Source organism: Streptomyces sp. NPDC126510 (assembly GCF_040302345.1).
Lineage (GTDB): Bacteria > Actinomycetota > Actinomycetes > Streptomycetales > Streptomycetaceae > Streptomyces.
On the sequence record NZ_JBEORR010000028.1, the window covers coordinates 64,130 to 85,622 of the forward strand.

22 protein-coding genes are annotated in these 21,493 nt (G+C 72.5%); 10 read left to right on the forward strand and 12 right to left on the reverse strand.

Going from position 1 to position 21,493, the window contains the following annotated elements:
- The first annotated feature begins 66 nt into the window (after positions 1 to 66).
- Entirely contained in the window at positions 67 to 1,053 is a 987-nt protein-coding gene (locus tag ABTX60_RS32175; RefSeq protein ID WP_352100526.1) for an aldo/keto reductase, read from the forward strand.
- Between the two features lie 202 nt (positions 1,054 to 1,255).
- Positions 1,256 to 2,398 (forward strand): D-alanyl-D-alanine carboxypeptidase family protein, encoded by a 1,143-nt coding sequence (locus tag ABTX60_RS32180; protein ID WP_352100527.1) that lies wholly within the window; start codon positions 1,256 to 1,258, stop codon positions 2,396 to 2,398.
- Positions 2,399 to 2,673: 275 nt separating this feature from the next.
- On the opposite strand, the gene ABTX60_RS32185 is transcribed toward ABTX60_RS32180, so the two are convergent.
- Positions 2,674 to 3,432, reverse strand: coding sequence for an SDR family oxidoreductase (locus ABTX60_RS32185; RefSeq protein ID WP_352100528.1), 759 nt, complete (start codon positions 3,430 to 3,432; stop codon positions 2,674 to 2,676).
- A gap of 59 nt (positions 3,433 to 3,491) precedes the next feature.
- Entirely contained in the window at positions 3,492 to 4,514 is a 1,023-nt protein-coding gene (locus ABTX60_RS32190; protein ID WP_352100529.1) for a Gfo/Idh/MocA family protein, read from the reverse strand.
- Positions 4,515 to 4,600: 86 nt separating this feature from the next.
- On the opposite strand from ABTX60_RS32190, the gene ABTX60_RS32195 reads away from it, so the two are divergent.
- The 4 genes from ABTX60_RS32195 (at position 4,601) to ABTX60_RS32210 (ending at position 8,876) form a co-directional block, all read left to right on the forward strand.
- Positions 4,601 to 5,908, forward strand: a complete 1,308-nt coding sequence (locus ABTX60_RS32195; RefSeq protein WP_352100530.1) for a multidrug effflux MFS transporter — start codon at positions 4,601 to 4,603, stop codon at positions 5,906 to 5,908.
- A complete protein-coding gene (locus ABTX60_RS32200; RefSeq protein WP_352100531.1) occupies positions 5,851 to 7,029 on the forward strand; it encodes a serine hydrolase domain-containing protein in 1,179 nt (392 codons plus the stop codon). The genes ABTX60_RS32195 and ABTX60_RS32200 overlap by 58 nt, the downstream gene beginning before the upstream one ends.
- A gap of 428 nt (positions 7,030 to 7,457) precedes the next feature.
- Positions 7,458 to 8,441 carry a small ribosomal subunit Rsm22 family protein gene (locus ABTX60_RS32205; protein WP_352100532.1) on the forward strand — a complete coding sequence of 328 codons (984 nt, stop codon included), beginning with the start codon at positions 7,458 to 7,460 and terminating at the stop codon, positions 8,439 to 8,441.
- 180 nt (positions 8,442 to 8,621) lie between these two features.
- Positions 8,622 to 8,876 carry a hypothetical protein gene (locus ABTX60_RS32210; protein WP_352100533.1) on the forward strand — a complete coding sequence of 85 codons (255 nt, stop codon included), beginning with the start codon at positions 8,622 to 8,624 and terminating at the stop codon, positions 8,874 to 8,876.
- Here ABTX60_RS32210 and ABTX60_RS32215 read toward each other — a convergent pair.
- Positions 8,843 to 10,210 carry a S28 family serine protease gene (locus ABTX60_RS32215; protein ID WP_352100534.1) on the reverse strand — a complete coding sequence of 456 codons (1,368 nt, stop codon included), beginning with the start codon at positions 10,208 to 10,210 and terminating at the stop codon, positions 8,843 to 8,845. The genes ABTX60_RS32210 and ABTX60_RS32215 overlap by 34 nt on opposite strands.
- A 132-nt stretch (positions 10,211 to 10,342) precedes the next feature.
- Positions 10,343 to 10,552, reverse strand: coding sequence for a DUF6243 family protein (locus tag ABTX60_RS32220; RefSeq protein ID WP_352100535.1), 210 nt, complete (start codon positions 10,550 to 10,552; stop codon positions 10,343 to 10,345).
- 111 nt (positions 10,553 to 10,663) lie between these two features.
- On the opposite strand from ABTX60_RS32220, the gene ABTX60_RS32225 reads away from it, so the two are divergent.
- Positions 10,664 to 11,305, forward strand: a complete 642-nt coding sequence (locus ABTX60_RS32225) for a TetR/AcrR family transcriptional regulator (RefSeq protein ID WP_352100536.1) — start codon at positions 10,664 to 10,666, stop codon at positions 11,303 to 11,305.
- Here the strand turns inward: ABTX60_RS32225 and ABTX60_RS32230 are convergent.
- Positions 11,284 to 12,141 (reverse strand): glycerophosphodiester phosphodiesterase, encoded by an 858-nt coding sequence (locus ABTX60_RS32230; RefSeq protein ID WP_352100537.1) that lies wholly within the window; start codon positions 12,139 to 12,141, stop codon positions 11,284 to 11,286. The two genes, ABTX60_RS32225 and ABTX60_RS32230, sit on opposite strands and share 22 nt — an antisense overlap.
- Positions 12,142 to 12,429: 288 nt before the next feature.
- Here ABTX60_RS32230 and ABTX60_RS32235 point away from each other — a divergent pair, with 288 nt between their 5' ends.
- Positions 12,430 to 13,167 carry a bifunctional DNA primase/polymerase gene (locus ABTX60_RS32235; RefSeq protein ID WP_352100538.1) on the forward strand — a complete coding sequence of 246 codons (738 nt, stop codon included), beginning with the start codon at positions 12,430 to 12,432 and terminating at the stop codon, positions 13,165 to 13,167.
- Between the two features lie 67 nt (positions 13,168 to 13,234).
- On the opposite strand, the gene ABTX60_RS32240 is transcribed toward ABTX60_RS32235, so the two are convergent.
- The 4 genes from ABTX60_RS32240 to efeO form a co-directional block, all read right to left on the reverse strand.
- Positions 13,235 to 14,227, reverse strand: coding sequence for an SCO2278 family lipoprotein (locus tag ABTX60_RS32240; RefSeq protein WP_352100539.1), 993 nt, complete (start codon positions 14,225 to 14,227; stop codon positions 13,235 to 13,237).
- A gap of 377 nt (positions 14,228 to 14,604) precedes the next feature.
- On the reverse strand, positions 14,605 to 15,438 hold the full coding sequence (gene efeU / locus ABTX60_RS32245; RefSeq protein WP_352100540.1) for an iron uptake transporter permease EfeU: 834 nt from the start codon (positions 15,436 to 15,438) through the stop codon (positions 14,605 to 14,607).
- Positions 15,439 to 15,442: 4 nt separating this feature from the next.
- Positions 15,443 to 16,678 carry an iron uptake transporter deferrochelatase/peroxidase subunit gene (gene efeB, locus ABTX60_RS32250; RefSeq protein WP_352100541.1) on the reverse strand — a complete coding sequence of 412 codons (1,236 nt, stop codon included), beginning with the start codon at positions 16,676 to 16,678 and terminating at the stop codon, positions 15,443 to 15,445.
- A 12-nt stretch (positions 16,679 to 16,690) separates the two neighbouring features.
- On the reverse strand, positions 16,691 to 17,839 hold the full coding sequence (gene efeO, locus ABTX60_RS32255) for an iron uptake system protein EfeO (protein ID WP_352100542.1): 1,149 nt from the start codon (positions 17,837 to 17,839) through the stop codon (positions 16,691 to 16,693).
- Positions 17,840 to 18,124: 285 nt separating this feature from the next.
- Here efeO and ABTX60_RS32260 point away from each other — a divergent pair, with 285 nt between their 5' ends.
- A complete protein-coding gene (locus ABTX60_RS32260) occupies positions 18,125 to 18,769 on the forward strand; it encodes a PhzF family phenazine biosynthesis protein (protein WP_352100543.1) in 645 nt (214 codons plus the stop codon).
- A 65-nt stretch (positions 18,770 to 18,834) separates the two neighbouring features.
- On the opposite strand, the gene ABTX60_RS32265 is transcribed toward ABTX60_RS32260, so the two are convergent.
- A complete protein-coding gene (locus ABTX60_RS32265; RefSeq protein WP_352100544.1) occupies positions 18,835 to 19,482 on the reverse strand; it encodes a biliverdin-producing heme oxygenase in 648 nt (215 codons plus the stop codon).
- 111 nt (positions 19,483 to 19,593) lie between these two features.
- Positions 19,594 to 20,451: a type I methionyl aminopeptidase gene (map, locus tag ABTX60_RS32270; RefSeq protein WP_352100545.1), complete on the reverse strand. Its 858-nt coding sequence runs from the start codon at positions 20,449 to 20,451 to the stop codon at positions 19,594 to 19,596.
- Between the two features lie 58 nt (positions 20,452 to 20,509).
- On the opposite strand from map, the gene ABTX60_RS32275 reads away from it, so the two are divergent.
- On the forward strand, positions 20,510 to 20,743 hold the full coding sequence (locus ABTX60_RS32275) for a hypothetical protein (protein WP_352100546.1): 234 nt from the start codon (positions 20,510 to 20,512) through the stop codon (positions 20,741 to 20,743).
- A gap of 83 nt (positions 20,744 to 20,826) precedes the next feature.
- Here the strand turns inward: ABTX60_RS32275 and ABTX60_RS32280 are convergent, their stop codons facing one another.
- Positions 20,827 to 21,429, reverse strand: coding sequence for a hypothetical protein (locus ABTX60_RS32280; protein ID WP_352100547.1), 603 nt, complete (start codon positions 21,427 to 21,429; stop codon positions 20,827 to 20,829).
- Positions 21,430 to 21,493: the final 64 nt, after the last annotated feature.

Below are 21,493 nucleotides of genomic sequence, written 5' to 3' on the forward strand. Positions count from 1 at the left end.
TTTACCTGGAGGCCTTTACCCGTGAGGGGTTGTCCTCGCCCGCACTCCAACTCCTAGCCTCCCGGCATGGAGACCACACGGCCGCTGGGACGCAGCGGCATCGAGGTGAGCGCCCTCGGCTTCGGCTGCTGGGCGATCGGCGGAGAGTGGCAGGCGGCCGACGGGCAGCCGCTCGGCTGGGGCAAGGTCGACGACGAGGAGTCGGTACGGGCGGTGCGGCGCGCCCTCGACCTGGGCGTCACCTTCTTCGACACCGCCGACACCTACGGCGCCGGGCACAGCGAACGCGTGCTGGGCCGGGCCCTCGGCAAGCGCAGGGCCGACGTCGTCGTCGCCACCAAGTGGGGCAACGTGTTCGACGAGGAGACGCGGACTCTCACCGGTGGCGACGACTCCCCGGCCCACCTGCGTCGCGCCCTGACCGCCTCCCTGCGCCGGCTCGGCACCGACTACGTCGACCTCTACCAGTTCCATCTCTCCGACGCCGACCCCGCGCAGGCCGCCCTGCTCCGGGACGCGTGCGAGGAACTGGTCAGCGAGGGGCTGATACGGGCCTACGCGTGGAGCACCGACGACCCCGCACGCGCCGCCGTTTTCGCCGAGGGGCCGCACTGCGCCGCCGTCCAGCACGCTCTCAACGTCCTGACCGACGCGCCCGCGATGCTCGCGCTGTGCGAGGAGGCCGGCCTCGCGAGCATCAACCGCAGTCCGCTCGCCATGGGGCTGCTCAGCGGGAAGCGCCGGGACCGGCAGCCGTTGGAGGCCGGGGACATCCGCAGCAGGCCCCCGGCCTGGCTCCGCGGGTTCGGTGACGGGTCCGGCGCCGACCCGGAGTGGCTCGCCCGCGTCGACGCCCTCCGGGACGTCCTCACCAGCGAGGGCCGTACGCCCGCCCAGGGCGCCCTGGCCTGGCTGTGGGCGCGCAGCCCGCGCACGGTGCCCATCCCCGGCTTCCGGTCGGTCGCCCAGGCGGAGGAGAACGCGGGAGCGCTGGGGAAGGGCGCCCTGACCGACGCCCAGCTGACCGAGGTCGACCGGCTCCTCGGTCGCTGAGCATCGGCCGGGCTGTCCGGCGCTGAGCCCGGCAGGCCCGTCTGGCGCTGAGCTTCGGCCGGGCTGTCCGGCGCTGAGCACCGGATGGCCCCTCCGGCTCTGATCGCCGACCGGCTGCCCGGTCGGTGACCTTGCGGGACCTTGGCTCAGTTTTTGAACGTTCCGTGCATGCCCCCGTGATTCCGCTTCGTACCGTCGCGGGATGTGTGACTCAGCCCGGCTGTCCAGACGCTCTCTGCTCGCCCTCGGCGCGACCCTCCCGGTCGCCGCCGCCGCACCCGCTTCCGCCGCCGCCCCCGTACTCGGCGGCGACCGCCTCGGCCGCGACACCGTGCAGGTCGGCAGCGCCACCGGACTGCCCGGTGGGCTCACCGCCCGTTCCTGGCTGCTCGCCGATCACGACAGTGGCGAGGTGCTGGCCGCCTGCCGGGCGCACCGGCGGCTGCCGCCCGCCTCCACGCTGAAGATGCTGTTCGCCGACACGGTGCTCGACCGGTTCCCGCGCGGCGGCCGGCACACCGTCACCGCCGCCGACCTCGCCGGCATCCCGGCGGGCTCCAGCCTCGTCGGTGTCCGGGCCGGGACCACCTACACCGTCGACCAGCTCTGGCAGGGCGTCTTCCTGCGCTCGGGCAACGACGCCGTGCACGTCCTCGCCCACATGAACGGCGGTGTGGCGAAGACCGTGGCCGACATGCAGGCCACGGCGCGGGAACTGCAGGCGCTGGACACGCACGTGGTCAGCCCGGATGGCTTCGACCACCCCGGGCAGCTGTCCTCGGCGTACGACCTGACGCTCTTCGCGCGGCACGGGCTGCGCGACCCCGGCTTCCGCGCCTACTGCCGGACGCGGACGGCGGACTTCCCGGCCGGGGGAGGAAAGTCGTTCCAGATCCAGAACACCGACCGGCTGCTGAGCGGAACCTGGGGCCTGCGGGCGTACCCGGGGCTGATCGGCGTCAAGAACGGCTACACCAGCGACGCCGGCAACACCTTCACCGGTGCCGCCACGCGCGCCGGGCGCACTCTGCTCGTCACCGTCATGCACCCCGCCGACCGTGCCGACGCCGTCTACGAGGAGGCCGCCGCACTGCTCGACTGGGGCTTCGCGCACGGTGCTTCGGCACGGCCGGTGGGTGTGCTGGTCGAACCGGTCAGCGAGGGGCAGGGGGCGGAGCCTTCACCGAGGAGTGGACCCGCCGCTTCTCCCGCGGTCGCGGCCGGGCCCTCGACCGGGCGGCTGGTGGAAGGGGCCGGCACGGCGGTGGCGCTGCTGGCGGGCGGGGCCTGGGCGCTGCGCCGGCGCCTGGCACCCGGGCGGCCAGGGGGACGGCACCGGGAGTGACGGTCACCGGCAGGCCGGCCCCGGGGCCTCGAACCGAGCGGCAGTCGTTCCACGCGCACCGGTGCGTACTCCGCGGTCCTCGCGGAATCCACCCCCACCCGGTGCCGTGGAACGACTGCCGCATCCCCCCTGGAATTGGCCAACGGAAGCGCTCTACTCCAACTGTGAAGCTTTCGTGTAGGAGAGTTGAGCATATGCTCCCTACCGGCCGCAATGGGGCGGAGGTTCCTATTCCGTTTGTGCAGGTTGACGAGTTGACGAATTCTGCCGCGCGCTCAGCCGCGTCCGACGTACGGCATCGCCGTCGCCAACACGGTCGCGAACTGCACGTTCGCCTCCAGCGGCAGTTCGGCCATGTGCCGCACCGTGCGGGCCACGTCCGCGACGTCCATGACCGGTTCCGGGGCTACTTCCCCGTTCGCCTGCATCGCTCCCGTCTGCATACGGGACGTCATGTCGGTGGCCGCGTTGCCGATGTCGATCTGCCCCACCGCGATCCCGTACGGCCGTCCGTCCAGGGAGAGGGACTTGGTCAGGCCGGTCAGCGCGTGCTTCGTCGCCGTGTAGGCCACCGACATCGGTCGGGGCGTGTGCGCGGAGATCGAACCGTTGTTGATGATCCGGCCGCCCTGCGGGTCCTGCTCCTTCATCTGCCGGTACGCCGCCTGCGCGCACAGGAACGCCCCGTTGAGGTTGGTGTCCACCACGTGCCGCCACGCCTCGTAGGGCAGTTCCTCGACCGGCACGCCACCGGGACCGAAGGTGCCCGCGTTGTTGAACAGCAGGTCGACGCGGCCGAAGCGCTCCACCGTGGCGGCGAACAGGGAGCTCACGTCCTCAGGGCGTGAGACGTCCGTCCGTACAGCGAGAGACGCGGCCCCCGGAGCCAGCGCCGCCGTCTCCTCCAGCGTCTCCTCGCGCCGGCCCGCCAGCGCCACCGACCAGCCCGTGCGCAGCAGTTCCACGGCGACCGCCCGGCCGATGCCGGAACCCGCCCCGGTCACCACCGCGATTGCATTGTCCTTGGCATTCATGGGCCCGCAGCGTAGCCACCGGGAGCCGATCCCCTGCCCCTGCGCGCCCGATCAGGGCCTCAGGCCGATGTGAGCTCCGGTTCGCCCGCCTCGTCGGGGTAGCGGACGCCGACGCGGTCCCGGATCGCGTCCAGCGTGCGCATCACGGCGAGCGTGCCGTCGAGCGGGACCAGCGGGGACTCCGTCTCCCCGGCACGCACGGCCCGCATCACCTCCGCCGCCTCGTGGCGCAGGCTGTTGCGGGGCCCGTCCGCGGGATCGGCCGTGAACTCCTCGGCGTCGCGGCCGTCCCGGTGCAGGACGAAACGGTCCGGGAAGAAGAAGCCGTGCGGGATGTCGATCCGGCCCCGGGAGCCGGTGACCGAGGCGGAGGTCGCCGTACCGCCCACGATGGAGCAGTGCACCGAACCGAGGGCACCGCTGTCGAAGGAGAGCACCGCCGCCGTCTGGAGGTCGACGCCCTCCTCCGAGAGCACCGCCCGCGCCACGACGTCCGACGGCTCCCCGAGCAGCAGCTGCGCGAACGACACCGGGTACACGCCGAGATCGAGCAGAGCGCCGCCGCCCAGCTCCGGGTTGCGCAGCCGGTGCGAGGGCGGGAAGGGCCCGGCCAGCCCGAAGTCGGCCTGGACGCTGCGCACCTCGCCGATCGCCCCGTCGTCGACCAGGGCCTTGAGCCGTCGTACCAGCGGGTTGCAGTACATCCACATCGCCTCCATCAGGAAGCGCCCGTGTTCCCGCGCCAGCGCGACCAGTTCCTCCGCCTCTCGCACGTTCAGCGTGAACGGCTTCTCGCACAGCACGTTCCGCCCGGCCGCGAGGCACAGACCGGCGGCGGCCCGGTGGGCCGTGTGCGGTGTGGCGACGTAGACGACATCGATGTCCTCGTCCTGGGCGAGCGCGTGCCAGTCGCCGTAGGCCCGGGGTATCCCGAACCGCTCCGCGAACGCCTTCGCCGACTCCTCGGACCGGGACGCGACCGCCACGACCTCCGCGTCCGGCAGGTCGATGAGGTCCGCGGTGAACGCGCCCGCGATACCCCCGGTCGCCAGGATTCCCCACCGCACCGTGTCCGCCGTCATTCCCGCCCCGCCTTCACCTTGTGACCCCGAGCACTGCGTACGAGCTGAGAGCATAGGTGGCGATCGACTCGGAGAGGGAGGGGCTCATGCCCGAGGGTGGGGCGTCCATATCGAACACCGCGCAGGAGACCGCAGCCGGGACGCAGCGGCCCGACCGCACACCGCAGCGCCGCACCGGGCTCCTGGTCACCTTCCTCCTCGGAAGCCTGACCGCCGTGCCTCCGCTGGCGATGGACATGTACCTCCCGTCCCTGCCGGAGGTCACCCGCTCCCTGCACGCGCCCGCCGCGACGGTCCAGCTCACGCTCACCGCCTGCCTCGCCGGGATGGCGCTCGGGCAGCTGGTGGTCGGGCCGATGAGCGACCGCTGGGGGCGCCGCCGCCCGCTGCTCGCGGGGCTCGCCGTCTTCGTCGTCGCCACCGTCCTGTGCGCGCTCGCGCCCACCGTGGAAACGCTGGTCGCCTTCCGGTTGGCCCAGGGGCTCGCGGGCGCCGCCGCCATCGTCATCGCCCGGGCCGTCGTCCGCGACCTCTACGACGGCATGGCCATGGCCCGCTTCTTCTCCACCCTCATGCTGATCTCCGGCGTCGCCCCGATCGTGGCGCCGCTCATCGGCGGGCAAGTCCTGCGCGTGACCGACTGGCGGGGCGTGTTCGTCGTCCTCACCGCGATCGGCGTGCTGATCGGGGTCCTGGTCTGGACGCGGCTGCCCGAGACGCTGGAGCCCGCCGAGCGGCACAGCGGCGGTGTCGGCGAGGCCCTGTGCGCGATGCGCGGCCTGCTCGCCGACCGCGCCTTCGCCGGCTACATGCTCACCGGCGGCTTCGCCTTCGCCGCCCTCTTCGCCTACATCTCGGCGTCCCCGTTCGTCATCCAGGAGATCTACGGCGCCTCCCCGCAGACCTTCAGCCTGCTGTTCGGCGTCAACTCGGTCGGGCTGGTCCTCGTCGGCCAGATCAACGGCAAGATCCTGGTCGGCCGGGTCAGCCTCGACCGGGTGCTGGGCATCGGCCTCACGATCGTCATCACCGCCGCGACCGCGCTGTTGCTGATGTCCCTCGGCGTCTTCGGCGAGGTCGGCCTGGTGCCCGTCGCCGCCGCGCTGTTCGTGCTGATGTCCGCGATGGGCATCACGCTGCCCAACACCCAGGCCCTCGCCCTGATGCGCACCAAGCAGGCGGCGGGCTCCGCGTCGGCACTGCTCGGCACGTCCTCCTTCCTCATCGGCGCGGTCGCCTCCCCGCTGGTCGGCGTCGCCGGGGAGGACACCGCCGTCCCGATGGCCGTCGTCCAACTGGCCGCCGCACTGGTGGCACTGGCCTGCTTCATGGGAATGTGCCGACCCTGGAAGCAGGAGAGCAGCCGCGCGAGCGTGGAGGGAGCAGTCAGCTGAGCGCACCCAGACTGCGCGACGGCACGCCGGAGCGGGCCGGACTCGACCCGGGGGAACTGCGTCACCTCGTCCGGGAGGTTCACGTCCTCACCACCGGGCGGCGCCCCTGGGCGCCGGGCGCGGTCCTCGTCGTCGGACGCGGCCCGGTGATCGCGGTCGAGGAGGCGGCCGGCTGGGCCGTCCGCTACGCGGCCTACGACCCCGACTCGGACGCCGGGGTGGAGCTGCCGCCCGGGCAACGGGTCCCGATGACCGTGGGCACGCCCTTCGACTTGGCGTCCCTCACCAAGCTGTTCACGTCCGTGGCCGCCGTGCAGCAGATCGAGCGGGGCACGCTCGGCATCGACGCGAGGGTCGGGGCGTACCTGCCCGACTTCACGGCGGCCGCCCGGCACGGCATCACCGTACGGCAGCTGCTCACGCACACCTCCGGGCTGCGGCCCGAACTCCCGCTGTACGACTGCGCCGACGAAGCGCAGCGGCTGGCGATGCTCCAGGCGGAGCCGCCGGTCGGGGTGCCGGGCACGTACAGCTACTCCGACCTCAACATGCTGCTCCTGCAGTACGTCCTGGAGCGCATCACCGGCCGCGCGCTCGACGTCCTGATCCGTGACGGCATCACCCGGCCGCTGGGCATGACGGCGACGGACTTCGGGCCGTGCGCGGGCGCGGCGGCGACGGAGGACCAGCGGCGGCCCTGGGCCAAGGCGGACCGAGGGATGCTGCGCGGCGAGGTCCACGACGAGAACGCCTGGGCGCTCGGGGGCGTGGCCGGCCACGCGGGGCTGTTCTCCACCGGCCGGGACCTCGCGGTGTTCTGCCGCACCCTCCTCGCCGGCGGCTCGCACGGCCCGGCCCGCATCCTCGGCCCCGACTTCGTCGAGCTCCTCTTCACCCCGCCGGGCCTGGGCTTCTCCCTCGACCAGCCGTGGTTCATGGGCGACCTGTCGGGCCGCGGCGCGGCGGGCCACACCGGTTTCACGGGCACGTCCCTCGTCCTGGACCCGGCCACGGACACGTTCCTGATCCTGCTCACGAACGCGGTCCACCCACGCCGCCGCCGCCCGGACAACGCCCCGAGAGCGGCAGCGGCGTCGCGGGTGGCGCGGGCGGTGCGGTGATTTTCACGCAGGGGTGGGGCAGGGGGACGGGCCCGGGGGCGTGAGCAGCGTCCTCGGTGAGTGAGGGGGCGCCGCCTTGCCGTGCGAGTGGTGCTCGCGTGAGAAACGAGGCTCCGGGCGCGAGCGCTGTTCGCCCGCGTGCGGCCCACCCACGGCGCCCGCTGCCCGCCCGGTGCGTCCCGTCCCAGTACGGCCCGCTGCCCGCCCGGTGTGTCCCGTCCCAGTACGGCCCGCTGCCCGCCCGGTGCGTCCCGCCCCAGCGCGGCCCGCTGCCCTCACGGTGCGTCCCGTCCCAGTACGGCCCGCTGCCCGCCCGGTGCGTCCCGCCCCAGTACGGCCCGCTGCCCGCCGCGCGCCCGCATCCCGCCCCCGGCCCGCCCCCCCGGTACACGCGTCCCTCACCCCCGGACGCCTCGTAGAATCGCCGGGTGAACGCCCCTGTACCTCCGGCCGAAAACCTCCGTGCCGCTCTTGCCGGTCTGCTCGACGGGCTGCCGCCCCGGCAGGCCTCGCAGGCGGTCGAGCGGCTGATCGCCAGCTACCGGGGGGCCACCCCGACCGACGCCCCCATCCTCCGGGACCGGGCCGACGTCGCCGCCTACGCCGCCTACCGGATGCCCGCGACCTTCGAGGCCGTGCGCTCCGCGCTGGAGGCGTTCGCCGATGCCGCGCCCGCGTGGGTGCCCGGCGGGCACACCGACCTCGGCGGCGGCACCGGTGCCGCCGCCTGGGCCGTGAGCGCGGTCTGGGGCGGGGAGCGGCCCGTGACCGTGCTGGACTGGGCGGAACCCGCGCTCGCCCTGGGGCGCGAGATCGCCGCGGCCAACCCGGAGCTGAAGGACGTCCGCTGGCAGCGCTCCCGGATCGGGGCGGCGCTGACCCTGGAGAGCACGGACCTCGTCACCGTCTCCTACGTCCTGAACGAGCTGACCGCCGCGGACCGCACCGCCCTCGTCGACACCGCCGCGGCCGCCGCCCGGGCCGTCGTGATCGTCGAACCCGGCACCCCCGACGGTTACGCCCGCCTCATCGAGGCCCGGGACCGGCTGATCACCGCGGGTTTCCGGATCGCCGCCCCGTGCCCGCACAGCGCCGCCTGCCCCATCACCCCCGGCACGGACTGGTGCCACTTCTCCGCCCGGGTCAGCCGCTCCTCTCTGCACCGCCAGGTCAAGGGTGGCTCCCTCGCCTACGAGGACGAGAAGTTCGCGTACGTCGCCGCCGCCCGTTTCCCCGTCGACCCGGCTGCCAACCGCGTCGTCCGGCGCCCCCAGATCCGCAAGGGCCAGGTCCTCCTCGACCTGTGCGAGAGCGAACCGTCCCTGCGCCGCAGCACCGTCACCAAGCGCCACGGCGACCTGTACAAGGCCGCCCGGGACGCCGACTGGGGAGACGCCTGGCCGCCCTCCTGAGCTTCTGTCAGGTACGCATAAGATCAACTCGCGCCCCCGGGCGTGCACGACGCGTACCACTGAAACGGGAGGAACCCTTGAAGAAACTGCTGATCGCTCCGCTGGCGGTGGCGGCCCTGGCCTGCCCTGACCGGCCTCGCGCCGAGCGCCTCCGGCACGGCGACGGCCGGGAGCGGCGACATGGCCACCGTCGCGGCGACGGCTCAGTGCAAGAGCCTCACGGCCCTGTCGACCGTTCACGTCCGCAAGTCCGCCAGCACCAGGTCGACCAGCCTGCGCCTTTGGTACAAGGGCACCAAGGGCTGCGACATCAAGGGCGTCGACGGCGGCTCGTACAAGAACACCTGCGGCATAGACAGCTACCACTACTGGCGCAAGGTCAACTACCGCGGCACCGTGGGCTACGTGCCCAACGTGTGCGTGAAGTACTCCTGACCCGCCCAGCGGACCAGCATGTCCTCCGCCGACGCCCGGTCGGCGGGGGACAGGTCCGCGAGGTCGGCGCCGTGGTTTCCGCCCGGCACCCACAACAGCCGTGAGTCCGGACCTCCGGGGCGGAAGTGCTCGGCGACCGCGGGGTCCTGGGTGCCGTTGACGAACAGCAGCCGGCTGCCGCGCCGCCGGACCCAGCGGTCGATGTCGGGCATGGCGGCCCGGTCGAAGCGCAGGGGGACGTCCCGGGGGACGAAACTGCGCGGCTCGGCGGCGTCCGGATGCCGGAGCAGGTCGGCGAGGTGGGCGGTGGGGAAGCTGCCGTACCCCAGCTGGGTGCCGATCTGGTACCAGTACGGGATGTAGTTCCGGGCCGTAGTGTCGGCGTACAGCTCCAGGCCCGTCGTGGCGTCCAGCCAGGTGTACAGCTCGTCGGCCGTCGCCCCGGGGCCGGGGATCGCGGCGACGTCGGCCGGGGTGCCGCGCTGCCAGAACATGAGCGGCACGCGCAGGACGGCGATCTCGAGTGCCCTGTCGGCGCTGCCGACGAGCCGGAAGGTGTCGCCGGTGGCGGCCGCCCAGGCCTCGTAGCGCGCGACCAGCTCGGCCCGGCGCAGCAGGATCGACCGCTGGACCGCCTCGAGGGCCTCCCGGGCGGCAGGGGTGCCGGCCGTTTCCAGGAAGCGCAGATACGCGGAGTCGTCGCGGTCGTCGACGTTGTTCGGGGCCGAGTGGACCACCGTGCCGTTCACGTCGTGGGGGTGGAAGCGGCGGTGGTAGACGCTCGCCATGCCGCCCTTGCTGCTGCCGGTGGAGATCCACGCGCCGGGGTAGAGACGGCGGAAGAGCCGGACGACGCGGTGGTGGTCGTCGGCGGCCTGCCGGACGGTGAGGTGGGTGTAGCCGGGGTCCGCCGGGCGTGAGGTCCCGAAGTAGCGGTGCTCGACCTGGAGCTGGTTGGCGCCGAGCAGGACCGCCGGTTCGCTCCGGCGGGGGCTGAGGACCGCGTGGTAGCCCGTGCTGAACAGCACGGTGGGGCGGTCGGCGGCGGTGTGCAGCAGGGTGAGGCGCTGCTCGAACGTGCCGGCGGCCGGGTTCGTGTGGTCGACCGGCTGGCGCAGCCCCAGGACGAAGTGCCGGTAGCCCGGTTCGGCGTCGTGCCGCTCCTCGACCAGGCGCAGTCCGGGCAGGGCCCGCAGCGCGTCGGCCACGTCGGTGCCCCCGGGACGGGCCGAGGCCGCCGCCCGCGCGGAAGCCGCCGCCGTGGTGGCGAGGCCCGCCGCCGGTAGGGCCGTGGCCGCCGTGCTGAGCAGCCGTCGTCTGGTCCATGCGGTCATGAGCCGAGTCCTCCCGGGTGTCCGTGGGGCGGGTGTCCGCCGGTCGCGGGCCGCGACCGCCTCAGTACATCCGCCGGACCGCCCGGGAGGATCCCGCGCGCGAGGGTCCGCTCTCCCTCGCACGGGGGAGGCTCATGACGCCTCGCCCGCCGTGCCCCCTTCCCGCGCGTCCTGCTGCTGTCGTTTCTCCTGCAGTTTGCGCAGCAGTTCGCGCTTCTGGGCCTGCGGGTCGAGACCGCCGCCGATCCGGCCGTCCCGGCCCCCGCCGCGCAGTTCCCTGCGGCCGAGGTTCCTGCGCGATCCGCCGACACCCAGCATGTTTCCGGCTCCGCCTCGGGTCATCCCGGGCTCCTTCCGTGGCCATCCTCTTCGAGGAACGAGACGGTTCGTCTCGTACGCGTCCCTCCACTGTCCGCGAGACGCTCCGTCTTGTCAACCTGATAAATTCGGCCCATGGCCGTCCAGAAGTCCACCCAGCCCGCTCCCGGCAAGCCCGCCCCCGACTCCACCCGGCGCAGCGAGAAGTCCCGCCGCGCCATCTACGACGCCGCCCTCGCGCTCGTCGTCGAGGTCGGCTACCCGAAGACCACCATCGAGGGCATCGCCGCCCGCGCCGGCGTCGGCAAGCAGACGATCTACCGCTGGTGGTCGTCCAAGGCGGACGTCCTGATGGAGGCGTTCCTCGACCTGGCCGAGCAGTCCACGGAGGAGGCCGGGCCCGCCCCGTACGCCTTCCCGGACACCGGCGACCTCGCCGCCGACGTCAAGGGCGTGCTGCGCGCCACCGTCGACCAGATGAACGACCCCCGGTTCGACGTGCCCTCCCGCGCGCTGGCCGCCGAGGGCGTCGTCAACGAGCAGCTCGGGCGCGAGCTCGTGGCCAAGCTGATGCAGCCCTCACTCGACCTCTACATCGGCCGGCTGCGCGCCGCGCAGGAGGCCGGCCAGGTGCGGCCCGAGATCGATCCGCGCATCGCCCTGGAGCTCTTCATCTCCCCGCTCGCCCAGCGCTGGCTCCAGCACACGGGCCCGATCTCCCATGAGTACACCGACACCCTCGTCGACTACGCCCTTCACGGCCTGGCCCCGCGCTGAGCGGCCCGGGCGAGGCGCCCCGGCGCGTCCGTGATCACACCTCGGCAGCCCAGCGCCAGCACCCGGTCCCGCTGCGCGTCCGTCACCACGGTGTGCGCCCACACCCGCGCGATCCCCGAGTTCACCGCCCGCGCCAGATCCGCGTCGCGCGCCCGGTGGTCGACGTCCAGCAGGTCCACGTACGACCGCCAGCGCTCCGGGCGGTCCGTGCGCAGCTGCTGCGCCGAGCGCCACAACTGCGAGAGCAGGCCGAGACGGTGGACGCGCCGGGCCACCTCGGGGTCGTTGGAGTTCACGAACACCGAGCGGGTCAGGCCACGGGCCCGGATCAGCTCGGCCAGCCGGTCGAGGCCGCGCGGGTCCTTCGCCTCCAGCATCAGCACGATCCGCCCGCCGAAACGATCGAGCACCTCGGCGACCGTCGGCGGCCGCTCCGACCGCCAGCTCCCCGGGAGCCTGTCCTTCGGGCGCAGCCGTACGCCCCGCCACTCCCGGGCGTCCAGGCCGCGCACCGCGCCGCCCTGGTAGGTGGTGCGGTTCAGGGTCTCGTCGTGGAACACCACCGGCGTGCCGTCGCGCAGCAGCCGCGTGTCGAAGTCCAGCACCTGCGCCGTCCCCCGCTCGTAGGCGGTCGCCAGCCCCGTCATGCTGTTCTCGGGGACCTCACGGGCGCCGCCGCGGTGCGCGACGTACGTGATCCGGGGCAGGGCCGCCACGGTCAGCGGACCCGCGCCCCACTCCAGCGGGGCCGGGGCGCGGCCGCCGGGTCCCGACAGGGCCAGCGAGACCACGGACGCCACGGAGGCCAGGCCCGACAACGCGATCCTTGTGACCATGGCGCCCACGGTAGGACGCCATGTCAGGTCAAAGCGGGCAATGACACCCGATCACAGTGGAGAGCGGGGCTCGCCGTTCTCCTCCCGTTCAGCGCCCGCCACGTGGTACGTCCCGCCTGCCCTGTGCGGGGCCCGGCGTGCGGCGCCCGGTGCGTCCCGCCTGTCCCGTCTGGCCTCCGGTGCGCGGTGCGTCCCACCTGTCCTGGATGTGGGCACTGGCCCCCCGGTGCGCGGGAAGATGGGACGATGAGGCATGCTGTTCGGCACGACGGCGAGGCGAGGGGATAGATGAGCGCGGAGTTCGGCGGCCGGACCGGCCTGCAGGGCAAACTCAGCCAGTGGCTGCGCGCCGGGCGCCGGGCGAAGGAGACCGCCGGGGACGGCGGCCGTGAGGCCCTGCTGCTCGCCGCCGCCGGCGCGGGACTGCCCCTCGCGCCCGCCGCGCACCCGGCCGGCTACCGCTGCTCCTGCGACCGGGTCGGCTGCCCCACCCCCGCCCGGCACCCGGTGTCCTTCGCCTGGCAGACGCAGTCGACCACCGACCGCGCCCAGATCGAGCGCTGGGCCCGCCATCAGCCGCAGGCCAACTTCATCACCGCGACCGGCATGGTGCACGACGTCCTCGACGTGCCCCTCGACGCCGGTCGCGACGCGTTGGAGCGGCTGCTCGCCGCCGGTGTCGAGGTCGGGCCGGTCGCCGAGAGCGACGACGGCCGCCTCCTGTTCTTCACGGCCACCCGCGGTACGCCCGAGGACGAGGACGAGTGGTGGCCGTGCGAACTGGACTGCCACCCCGAGACGGCGGACGAGCACCCAGGGCTGCGCTGGCACTGCCGGGGCTCCTACGTCCTGGTACCGCCGGCGCGGCTGCCCGGCGAGGAGCAGGCGGTGCGGTGGGTGCGCGGGCCGGAGCACGCGCTGCCGGATCCGTTGAGCCTGCTGGAGGTGCTCACGGAGGTCTGTGGGCGCTACGTGGGCGAGGACACCGGCCTGGCCGGCGAGGCGACCTGGCCCCTGCGGCACTGACGCCGGTCGGCGACCGTGCCGTGAGCGCCGCCGGGCCGTGGGCGCGACGGGGGCGTCAGGGGCTGGGCTACGAGCCCTCCGCCGAGGTCAGTCCCTGGATCCTGCCCAGGATCGTCACCTTGCCCGGGCCCTTGGGGTCCAGTGCCACCTCGTTGGAGACGAACTCCATCGTGAGGGATTGCTTGATCTCGCCCTTCGTCAGGGCCTGGACGTCCTTGTTGGGGGCGGGGACGGGCGTGCCGGCGTAGGCGGTCTGCTTCTCGTAGTGGCGGGTGGTGAAGAACACCAGTGCCCCGCCGTCCGTCGTGCGCAGCGCGAGCGGTGCGTAGTCGCCGTTCGTCAGCGGCTCGTCGATGTACTGGGTGACCATGCCGGGCTTCTTGCCGTTCTTCTCGCGCAGGGCACGCCACTGGCTGGTGTGGGCGCCGTCCGCGAAGGTCTCTCCGCCGCTCTTCAAGTACGTCGCGTACGTCCGGCTCAGGTCGCCGGGGTCGGTGGCCAGGTCGGTGGAGTTCACGGGGACGGGCTCGGCCCAGCCGTCGGCGTCCTTCCTGAACTGCGGGACCTTGTCCGGGGCGACGAGCGTCAGGTACGCCACCTGGAAGGGGTCGTCCAGGCTGCTGCGGGTGAAGACCAGCAGCCAGCGGGCGGTGCCGCCCTTGTTGCCGGCCGCGTCGGCGACGAACCAGCGGGGCCAGCCGGCCTTCTTCGGGATCGTGAACTTCGCGTCCGTCAGTTTCAGGGGGGTGTGGCGCGGGTTGCCGTCCGGGTTGTTCGCCTTCCCGGCCTTGAGGCGGGCGGAGTCGATGTCGGCGAGGGCGCCCGTGGTGTGGTCGGCGTCCAGGGTGCCGTCGTAGGCCTTGTCGGCCTCGTTGTACGCGGTCGTGAACTCCTGGAGGGCCTGGGCGGCTTCGGCGCGGGTCGTGGACGGGAGGATCTCCCGTTCGCCGTGCACGACGACGCATCCACTGGCCGTCAGCGACAAAGCGGTCGCCGAGGTTGCTATGAGGGCGCTCCGGGCGGGCCTGCGGAGCGTTCGAGGGTCGCGATCCCTGCTCATCGGGTACCTTCACCTTCCCCTTTCCGGAGGCGAACCCTACCGGGTGCGTCCGGTGGTTGGGCCGGGGCGGGTGCTTCGCCTGTTGCCGGGTGGGGGTGCTGGTGGCTGCGCCTGTCGCCGGTGGTGGGTTGGGGCCGCGCCGGGGGTGTCCGTCCTCGGAACGGCGCGATGGGCTTGCACGCCGACTGAGTGTCCGTCGACGCGCCAACCGCTGCGGGCGGACACCCCCCGACACGGCCCCTTCTCGCCGTACGCGGGCGCGGGCGCGTCGTGGCTCGCCCAGCTGCGGGCAATCGTGCCGCTAAGAGCTTGGGGGAGGCACCCCGCTACGCCGGGCTGCGGACCCACCCGGCCTCGGCTTCAGCGGCAGTGCGCTGTCACACCTTGTCGCGTACCGGCGTCGGCGTCGTCGTGCGGGCCGGCATGAGGAACAGAGCCAGGGTCGGGATCAAGTACAGGAGCCAGACCGTGACTTGGAGCGTCGTGGGGTCGGGCTGGAAGTTGAGGACGCCCTTGAGGAGCGTGCCGTACCAGCTGTCCGGGGGGATCGTGCCGGAGATGTCGAAGGCCTTGTCGGTGAGGCCGGGCAGGAAGTCGGCCTCCTGGAGGTCGTGGAAGCCGTAGGCCAGGACGCCGGCCGCGACGACCACCAGCATGCCGCCGGTCCACGTGAAGAACTTCGCCAGGTTGATGCGCAGCGCGCCCCGATAGAACAGCCAGCCCAGGAGGACCGCCGTGAGGAGGCCCAGGGCGACGCCGAGCAGCGGGCGGGGTGTGCCGTCGCTCGCCGCGTGGACCGACGCCCAGACGAACAGGGCCGTTTCCAGGCCCTCCCGGCCCACCGCGAGGAAGGCCGTGGCGACCAGTGCGCCGGTGCCCATCGCGAGGGCGGCGTCGAGCCGGCCGTGCAGTTCCGACTTGAGGTGGCGGGCCGTGCGGCGCATCCAGAACACCATCCACGTGACCAGGCCGACCGCGAGGATGGAGAGGGACCCTCCCAGGGCCTCCTGGGCCTGGAACGTCAGCTCCTGGGAGCCGAATTCGAGGGCGCAGCCGAAGCCGAACGCGAGGGCGATCGCGACGGCTATGCCGGCCCAGATCGGCTTCAGGGCGTCCCTGCGGTCCGTCTTGACCAGGTAGGCGATGAGGATGCAGACGACGAGGCTGGCCTCCAGGCCCTCGCGCAGACCGATCAGGTAGTTGGAGAACACCGGTTCAGGCCTCCTTGGAGAACAGTGTGCGGCCCCACCAGTCGTCCTTGTCGCGGACGCCCGGCGGGACGGCGAAGAGGGCCGAACCCACGTGCTGGATGTACTCGTTGAGCGCGTCCGCGGCCAGGCTGCGCTGGATGGGGATGAAGCCCTCGCGGACGTCGCGCTGGTAGGCCAGGAAGAACAGGCCCGCGTCCAGGCGGCCGAGGCCGTCCGTGCCGTCGGTGAAGGAGTAGCCGCGGCGCAGGATCGTCGCCCCGTGGTTGGTGTCGGGGTGCGCGAGGCGGACGTGCGCGTCGGGCTTCATCGCCTTCAGGAACGGCTCGTCGCGCTCCTTGGCCTTGCCGACCGGGGCGCCCTCGCCCTTGTCGCGGCCGAAGATGTCCTCCTGCTCCTGCAGCGAGGTGCGGTCCCAGGTCTCGATGTGCATGCGGATGCGGCGTGCCACCAGGTAGCTGCCGCCCGCCATCCAGGCCGGTTCGTCCTTCTCGTCCACCCAGACGAACTTCTTCAGGCGGTCCGTCTCCGTGCCCGCGATGTTGCGGGTGCCGTCCTTGAAGCCCATGAGGTTGCGCGGTGTCTGCGCCTCGGGCGTGGTGGAGGAGGTCTTTCCGAAGCCGAGCTGCGACCACTTGATGACGACCTTGCCGAAGCCGATGCGCGCCAGGTTGCGGACGGCGTGCACCGCGACCTGGGGGTCGTCGGCGCAGGCCTGGATGCACAGGTCGCCGCCGCTGCGGTTCTTGTCCAGGTTGTCGCCCGCGAACTTCGGCAGGTCGACCAGGGCCTCCGGGCGGCGGTCCGTGAGGTCGAACTTCTCGAACAGGGACGGGCCGAAGCCGATGGTGAGGGTCAGGCGGGAGGGCTTCAGGCCCAGCGCCTCACCCGTGTCGTCCGGGGGTGCCTCGGCCAGTCCGCCGAACGCGCCCTCGCCGACGGCGTGTCCGGCCGTCATGCGCCGGGCGGCCGCCGTCCAGTCCTTCAGCAGCTGGACGAAGGCCTCACGGTCGTCGGTCGTCACGTCGAACGCGGCGAAGTGCAGGCGGTCCTGCACGGGGGTGGCGATGCCCGCCTGGTGCGCGCCGTGGAAGGCGATCGCCGAGCCGGCCGGTTCGGTGCCGTCCTCGGTGCGGGCCATCGCCACCGCGCCGCCCGCCGCGGCCGCGCCGAGCGCCAGGCCCGCGCCGCCCCAGCCGAGCAGGGAACGACGGCTGGGAGAGGGGGAGTTGGTGTCCGTCATCGAGGGCCTCCGCTACTTGACCACGGCCGCGGCGAGCTTCGACAACGGCTCCGCCAGGGCGTTGACCGCGTCCGAGAGCTCCTTGCGGTCGGCCTTGCCGACCTTGTCGTAGGAGGTGAAGTCGTACGACGTGCTGTCGGGGCGGTACTGGTCGAGCAGCTTGTCCAGGGCCGCGAACTGCTGGTCGAGTTCGGTGACGAGGGCCGCGTCGTTCTCCTTGGCGACCGGCTTCAGCAGGTCGTAGGACTTCTGCGCGCCCTCGACGTTGGCCTTGAAGTCGACCAGGTCGGTGTGCGAGTAGCGCTCCTCCTCGCCGGTGACCTTGCCGGTGGCGACCTCGTCGAGGAGTTCCTTGGCGCCGTTGGCCATGGAGGTGGGGGTGATCTCGGCCTTGCCGACCCGGGCCTGCCAGTCCTTCAGGTCCTTGATCAGCAGGTCGGCGAGGTCCTTCTCGCGGTCGCCGATCTTCTTGTCCTGCCAGAGGGCCTTCTCCAGGCGGTGCCAGCCGGTCCAGTCGGTGGCCGGGTCCTGGCCGTCCTCCAGGCCGTCCTCGCGGACGTCGACCTTGGGGTCGATGTCGCCGAACGACTCGGCGACCGGCTCGGTGCGCTCCCAGCCGATGCGGGAGGGGGCGTACGCCTTCTTCGCCGCTTCGAGGTCGCCGTCCTTGACCGCCTTGGCGAACGCCTCGGCCTTCGGCAGCGTCTCGTCGGCCTGCGCCTGCGCGTAGGCGCGGTAGGCGGCGACGGCCTTGTCCAGGCGCGGGTCGCGCTGGACGGCCTTGCCGCCGGTGGCCTTGACGGCCTGGCGGATGCCGTCGCCCTTCATGCCGGGCTTGCAGGCGATCTGGTAGTCGCCGGCCTTCACCTCGGCGGTGACCCGCTGCTTGGTGCCGGGGCCTATGTTCTCCCGCTCGGTGACCACGCGGTCGTCGGGGAAGAGGACGTAGACCTCGGTGACCTTAGAGCCCTTGTTCTCGACGGCCAGCTCGACGTGCCCGGCCGGGAACTCCTTCTTCGACACCTGGCATTTGTCGTCGGTCGCCGTCACGTTGATCACGTGGTCGCCGTCCTTGGCGTCGCTCTTCTCGGTGCAGCCGGTGACGGCGGCCAGGGCCGCCGCTGCGGCGATGACGACGGAAGCGGGCCGGGCGGGTCGCATGTGGGCTCCAGGATAGAGGAAGGTGAGGCTCACCTAAGGGCGGCACATAAGGATTACCTAAGTGGCTCAAAATCGCCCCCATGATTGAGTCAAGGGACGGTCAAAGGTGGCGTTTCGATGCCTGGGGGCCCGGCACCTGCCCTGACATGTCCGGCGCACGGGAGCGTGGCCTGGCGCACCGGGCCACGCGGAAACACCCTTTGTGCTCCGCCTGACCACCACGTCACCGGCGTGCGCCCTTGCCCGGGGCGCCCCGCCCACTCGGGCGATGTTTGAATTTCCCTCGTGACTGACTACGACGTGCTCCGCGTCTTCTGCGGGCCGAACGGTGGGTACGGCAACGAGCTCGGTGTCGTGCGCGAGGGTTCCGTGATGCCGGAGCGGGACGAGCGGCAGGCGTTCGCGGCGAAGGTCGGGTTCAGCGAGACCGTGTTCGTCGACGACCCCGAGCGCGGGGTGATCGACATCTACACACCCACCTTGCGGCTGCCCTTCGCCGGGCACCCCTGTGTCGGGACGGCATGGCTGCTCGACGTGCCCGAACTGGTGACGCCCGCCGGGGTGGTCGGGGCCCGGCAGGACGGGGAGTTCTGCTGGATCGAGGCCCGGGCGGAATGGGCGCCGCCGCGGACGCTGCGGCAGTACGGCAGCGCCGCCGAGGTCGACGACCTGGCCGTGCCGCCGCCGGGGGAGTGGGTGTACGCCTGGGCGTGGGAAGACGAGCCGGCCGGGCGGATCAGGGCCCGGGCCTTCCCCGGCCGGGACGACGGCATCGACGAGGACGAGGCCACCGGGGCCGCGGCCCTGCTGCTCACCGACCGGCTGGGCCGGGCCCTCAACATCACCCAGGGCGCGGGCTCCCAGATCCTCACCGCGCCCCAGCCGGGCGGATGGACCGAGGTCGGCGGGCGGGTCCACCTCGAACGCTGAGCCGGACGGAGCGCGTCCGCAGGGGGAGGCGGGGCCTCTTGCCGTGCGTGAGGAGCCCCGCCCGTTCACGCCGTGAGCGGGAACTCCGCACCCAGCGCCTCGAACATCCCTTCGTTCAGCCGGTACGCCCGCTTGCACTCGGCCACGACCCGCTGCCGCTCCAGCTCGTCACCGGGCAGCGCGTCCAGCAGCCCGCAGTAAGTCCGCTTGAAAGCGGCCGGGTTGGGGATCTCCTCGAAGACGTAGAAGCGCACTCCGTCGCCCCTCTTCGGGAAACCCCACGTCTTCTCGGCCGTGTCGCGGATGATCTGCCCGCCGGAGAGGTCGCCCATGTAGCGGGTGTAGTGGTGGGCGACGTAACCGGCCGGCCAGGTGCGGGCGCAGGCGCTGATCCGCTCCGCGTACTCCAGGGTGGCCGGCAGCGCGCTGACCGTCGTCCGCCAGCCGGGGCCGCGCAGATGCTCCAGATCCCGTTCCAGTGCCGCCATGCGGAACAGCTCCGGACGGACGAACGGGCCGGCCACCGGGTCCGCGGACAGGCGCCGGGCGCCGGACTCCAGCGCCCCGTACACGAACCACAGTTGCTCGGTGTAGCGCGCGAACGCGTCGACCCCCAGCTTCCGCCCTAGCAGGTCACCGATGAAGGTCGAGCCCCTGACCTCCTCGTGCTGCTGGCGGGAAGCCGTCCGAAGGAGCGTCGAGAAGGATTCCATGCGCACACTTTTCCCGACGGGGTGTCGGCAAAAACCCCCGCCCGTACGCCCGTGCAAAACGGCCCGCCCTCTGCGGGAGAGCGGGCCGTGCGGGAGTGTGCGGGTCCGGGGCTACGGCAGCGTGAGGATCTCCGCGCCCGAGTCCGTCACCACCAGCGTGTGCTCGAACTGGGCCGTTCGCTTCCGGTCCTTCGTCACGACCGTCCAGCCGTCGTCCCACATGTCGTACTCGTGCGTGCCGAGCGTCAGCATCGGCTCGATCGTGAACGTCATGCCGGGCTGGATGACGGTCGTCGCGTGCGGGCTGTCGTAGTGCGGGATGATCAGGCCCGAGTGGAACGACGAGTTGATGCCGTGCCCGGTGAAGTCCCGGACCACCCCGTAGCCGAAGCGCTTGGCGTACGACTCGATGACCCGGCCGATGATGTTGATCTGCCGGCCCGGCTTGACCGCCTTGATCGCCCGCTCCAGGGACTCCCGGGTCCGCTCGACCAGGAGCCGCGACTCCTCGTCGACGTCGCCCACCAGGTAGGTGGCGTTGTTGTCGCCGTGCACACCGCCGATGTACGCCGTCACATCGAGGTTGACGATGTCGCCGTCGCGCAAAACCGTCGAGTCCGGGATGCCGTGGCAGATGACCTCGTTGACGCTCGTGCACAGCGACTTGGGGAAGCCGCGGTAGCCCAGCGTCGAGGGGTAGGCGCCGTGGTCGCACATGTACTCGTGCGCCGCCTTGTCCAACTCGTCCGTGGTCACCCCGGGGGCGATCAGTTTCGCGGCCTCCGCCATCGCCCGGGCCGCGATCCGGCCGGCCACGCGCATCGCCTCGATCGTCTCGGGCGTCTGCACCTCCGGTCCGGTGTACGGCGTCGGCGCGGGTTTGCCGACGTACTCGGGGCGACGGATGTTTCCGGGCACGGAACGGATGGGGGACAGCTCCCCCGGGACGAGCAGCGACTGGCCAGACATGCCAGCGAGTCTAACCAGCGGCCATGGGGGAACATGACGATGGCGAGAGGAGCTGGTCATGGCCCTGTTCAAGAAGCGCACGGTCGGCAAGCCGGGTGAGTGGTACTACTGCCTGGAGCACAAGAAGGTCGAGGAGGGGCCGGAGTGCCCCAACAAGGACCGGTTCGGGCCGTACGTCTCCCGCACGGAGGCCGAACACGCGATGGCGACCGCCCGCGAGCGCAACCTCCAGTGGGAGAACGACCCCAAGTGGCACGACGCACCGGCGGGCAGCCGGGACGACGAGAGTTGATCCGATCGAACGCCCGGGGCCGCGGCCCCGGGCGTTCGTGATGTCAGGGGCACCCGCGAGGCCGGCGGCCGGGCGCCTCGAGGTCACCAGCGGGCCGGTGGCGGTGCCGTCAGGTGCTCCGCCAGTCGCGCCACCCGGTCCCGCAGCCGGCGCCGCCCCCGCGGGGTGGGCAGGGCGTTCTCCCCGGCCGCCGCGCTGACCAGGTGCTGCACCGTGTCGAGGTCCAGCTCCGAGCCGTCGGGGACGGCCAGGGTCTCGTGCGCCAGGGACGGGAGCTCGCCCGGGCCGGGGCCCAGGGCCAGGATCGTCGCCCCGGCGCGACGGGCGTCGGACACCCGTTCCAGGAGCGGTGCGGCGGGCCCCTCGGGGGCGACCACCAGCAGCGTCTCGCCCCGCCGGGCCGCCTCCAGCCGGCCCAGACCGACCGCCAGATGCGTCGGATCGCAGGGGCGTGCGTCGTGCCGCACCAGTGTCGGGGTCAGCTCCGGCGTGCCCGACCAAGCGGCCTCGTCCACCAGGTGCGCGGCCAGATGCCACGGCTCGTACTCCCGCGTTCCGACGAGCAGCAGCCCGCCCCCGTGCGACACCACCGAGCCGCGCAGCGCCCCGGCGAACCGCCGCGTGGCCCCGAGCCACTCCGTCCCGGCGAGCACTTCCCGCAGCAACGCGACCCGTACCGCATCCATGGAGCCGCATCCTGCCCCGAGCGGTCACCCGGGATGTCGAGTTCGTTCCGCATTCGCCCGGGCT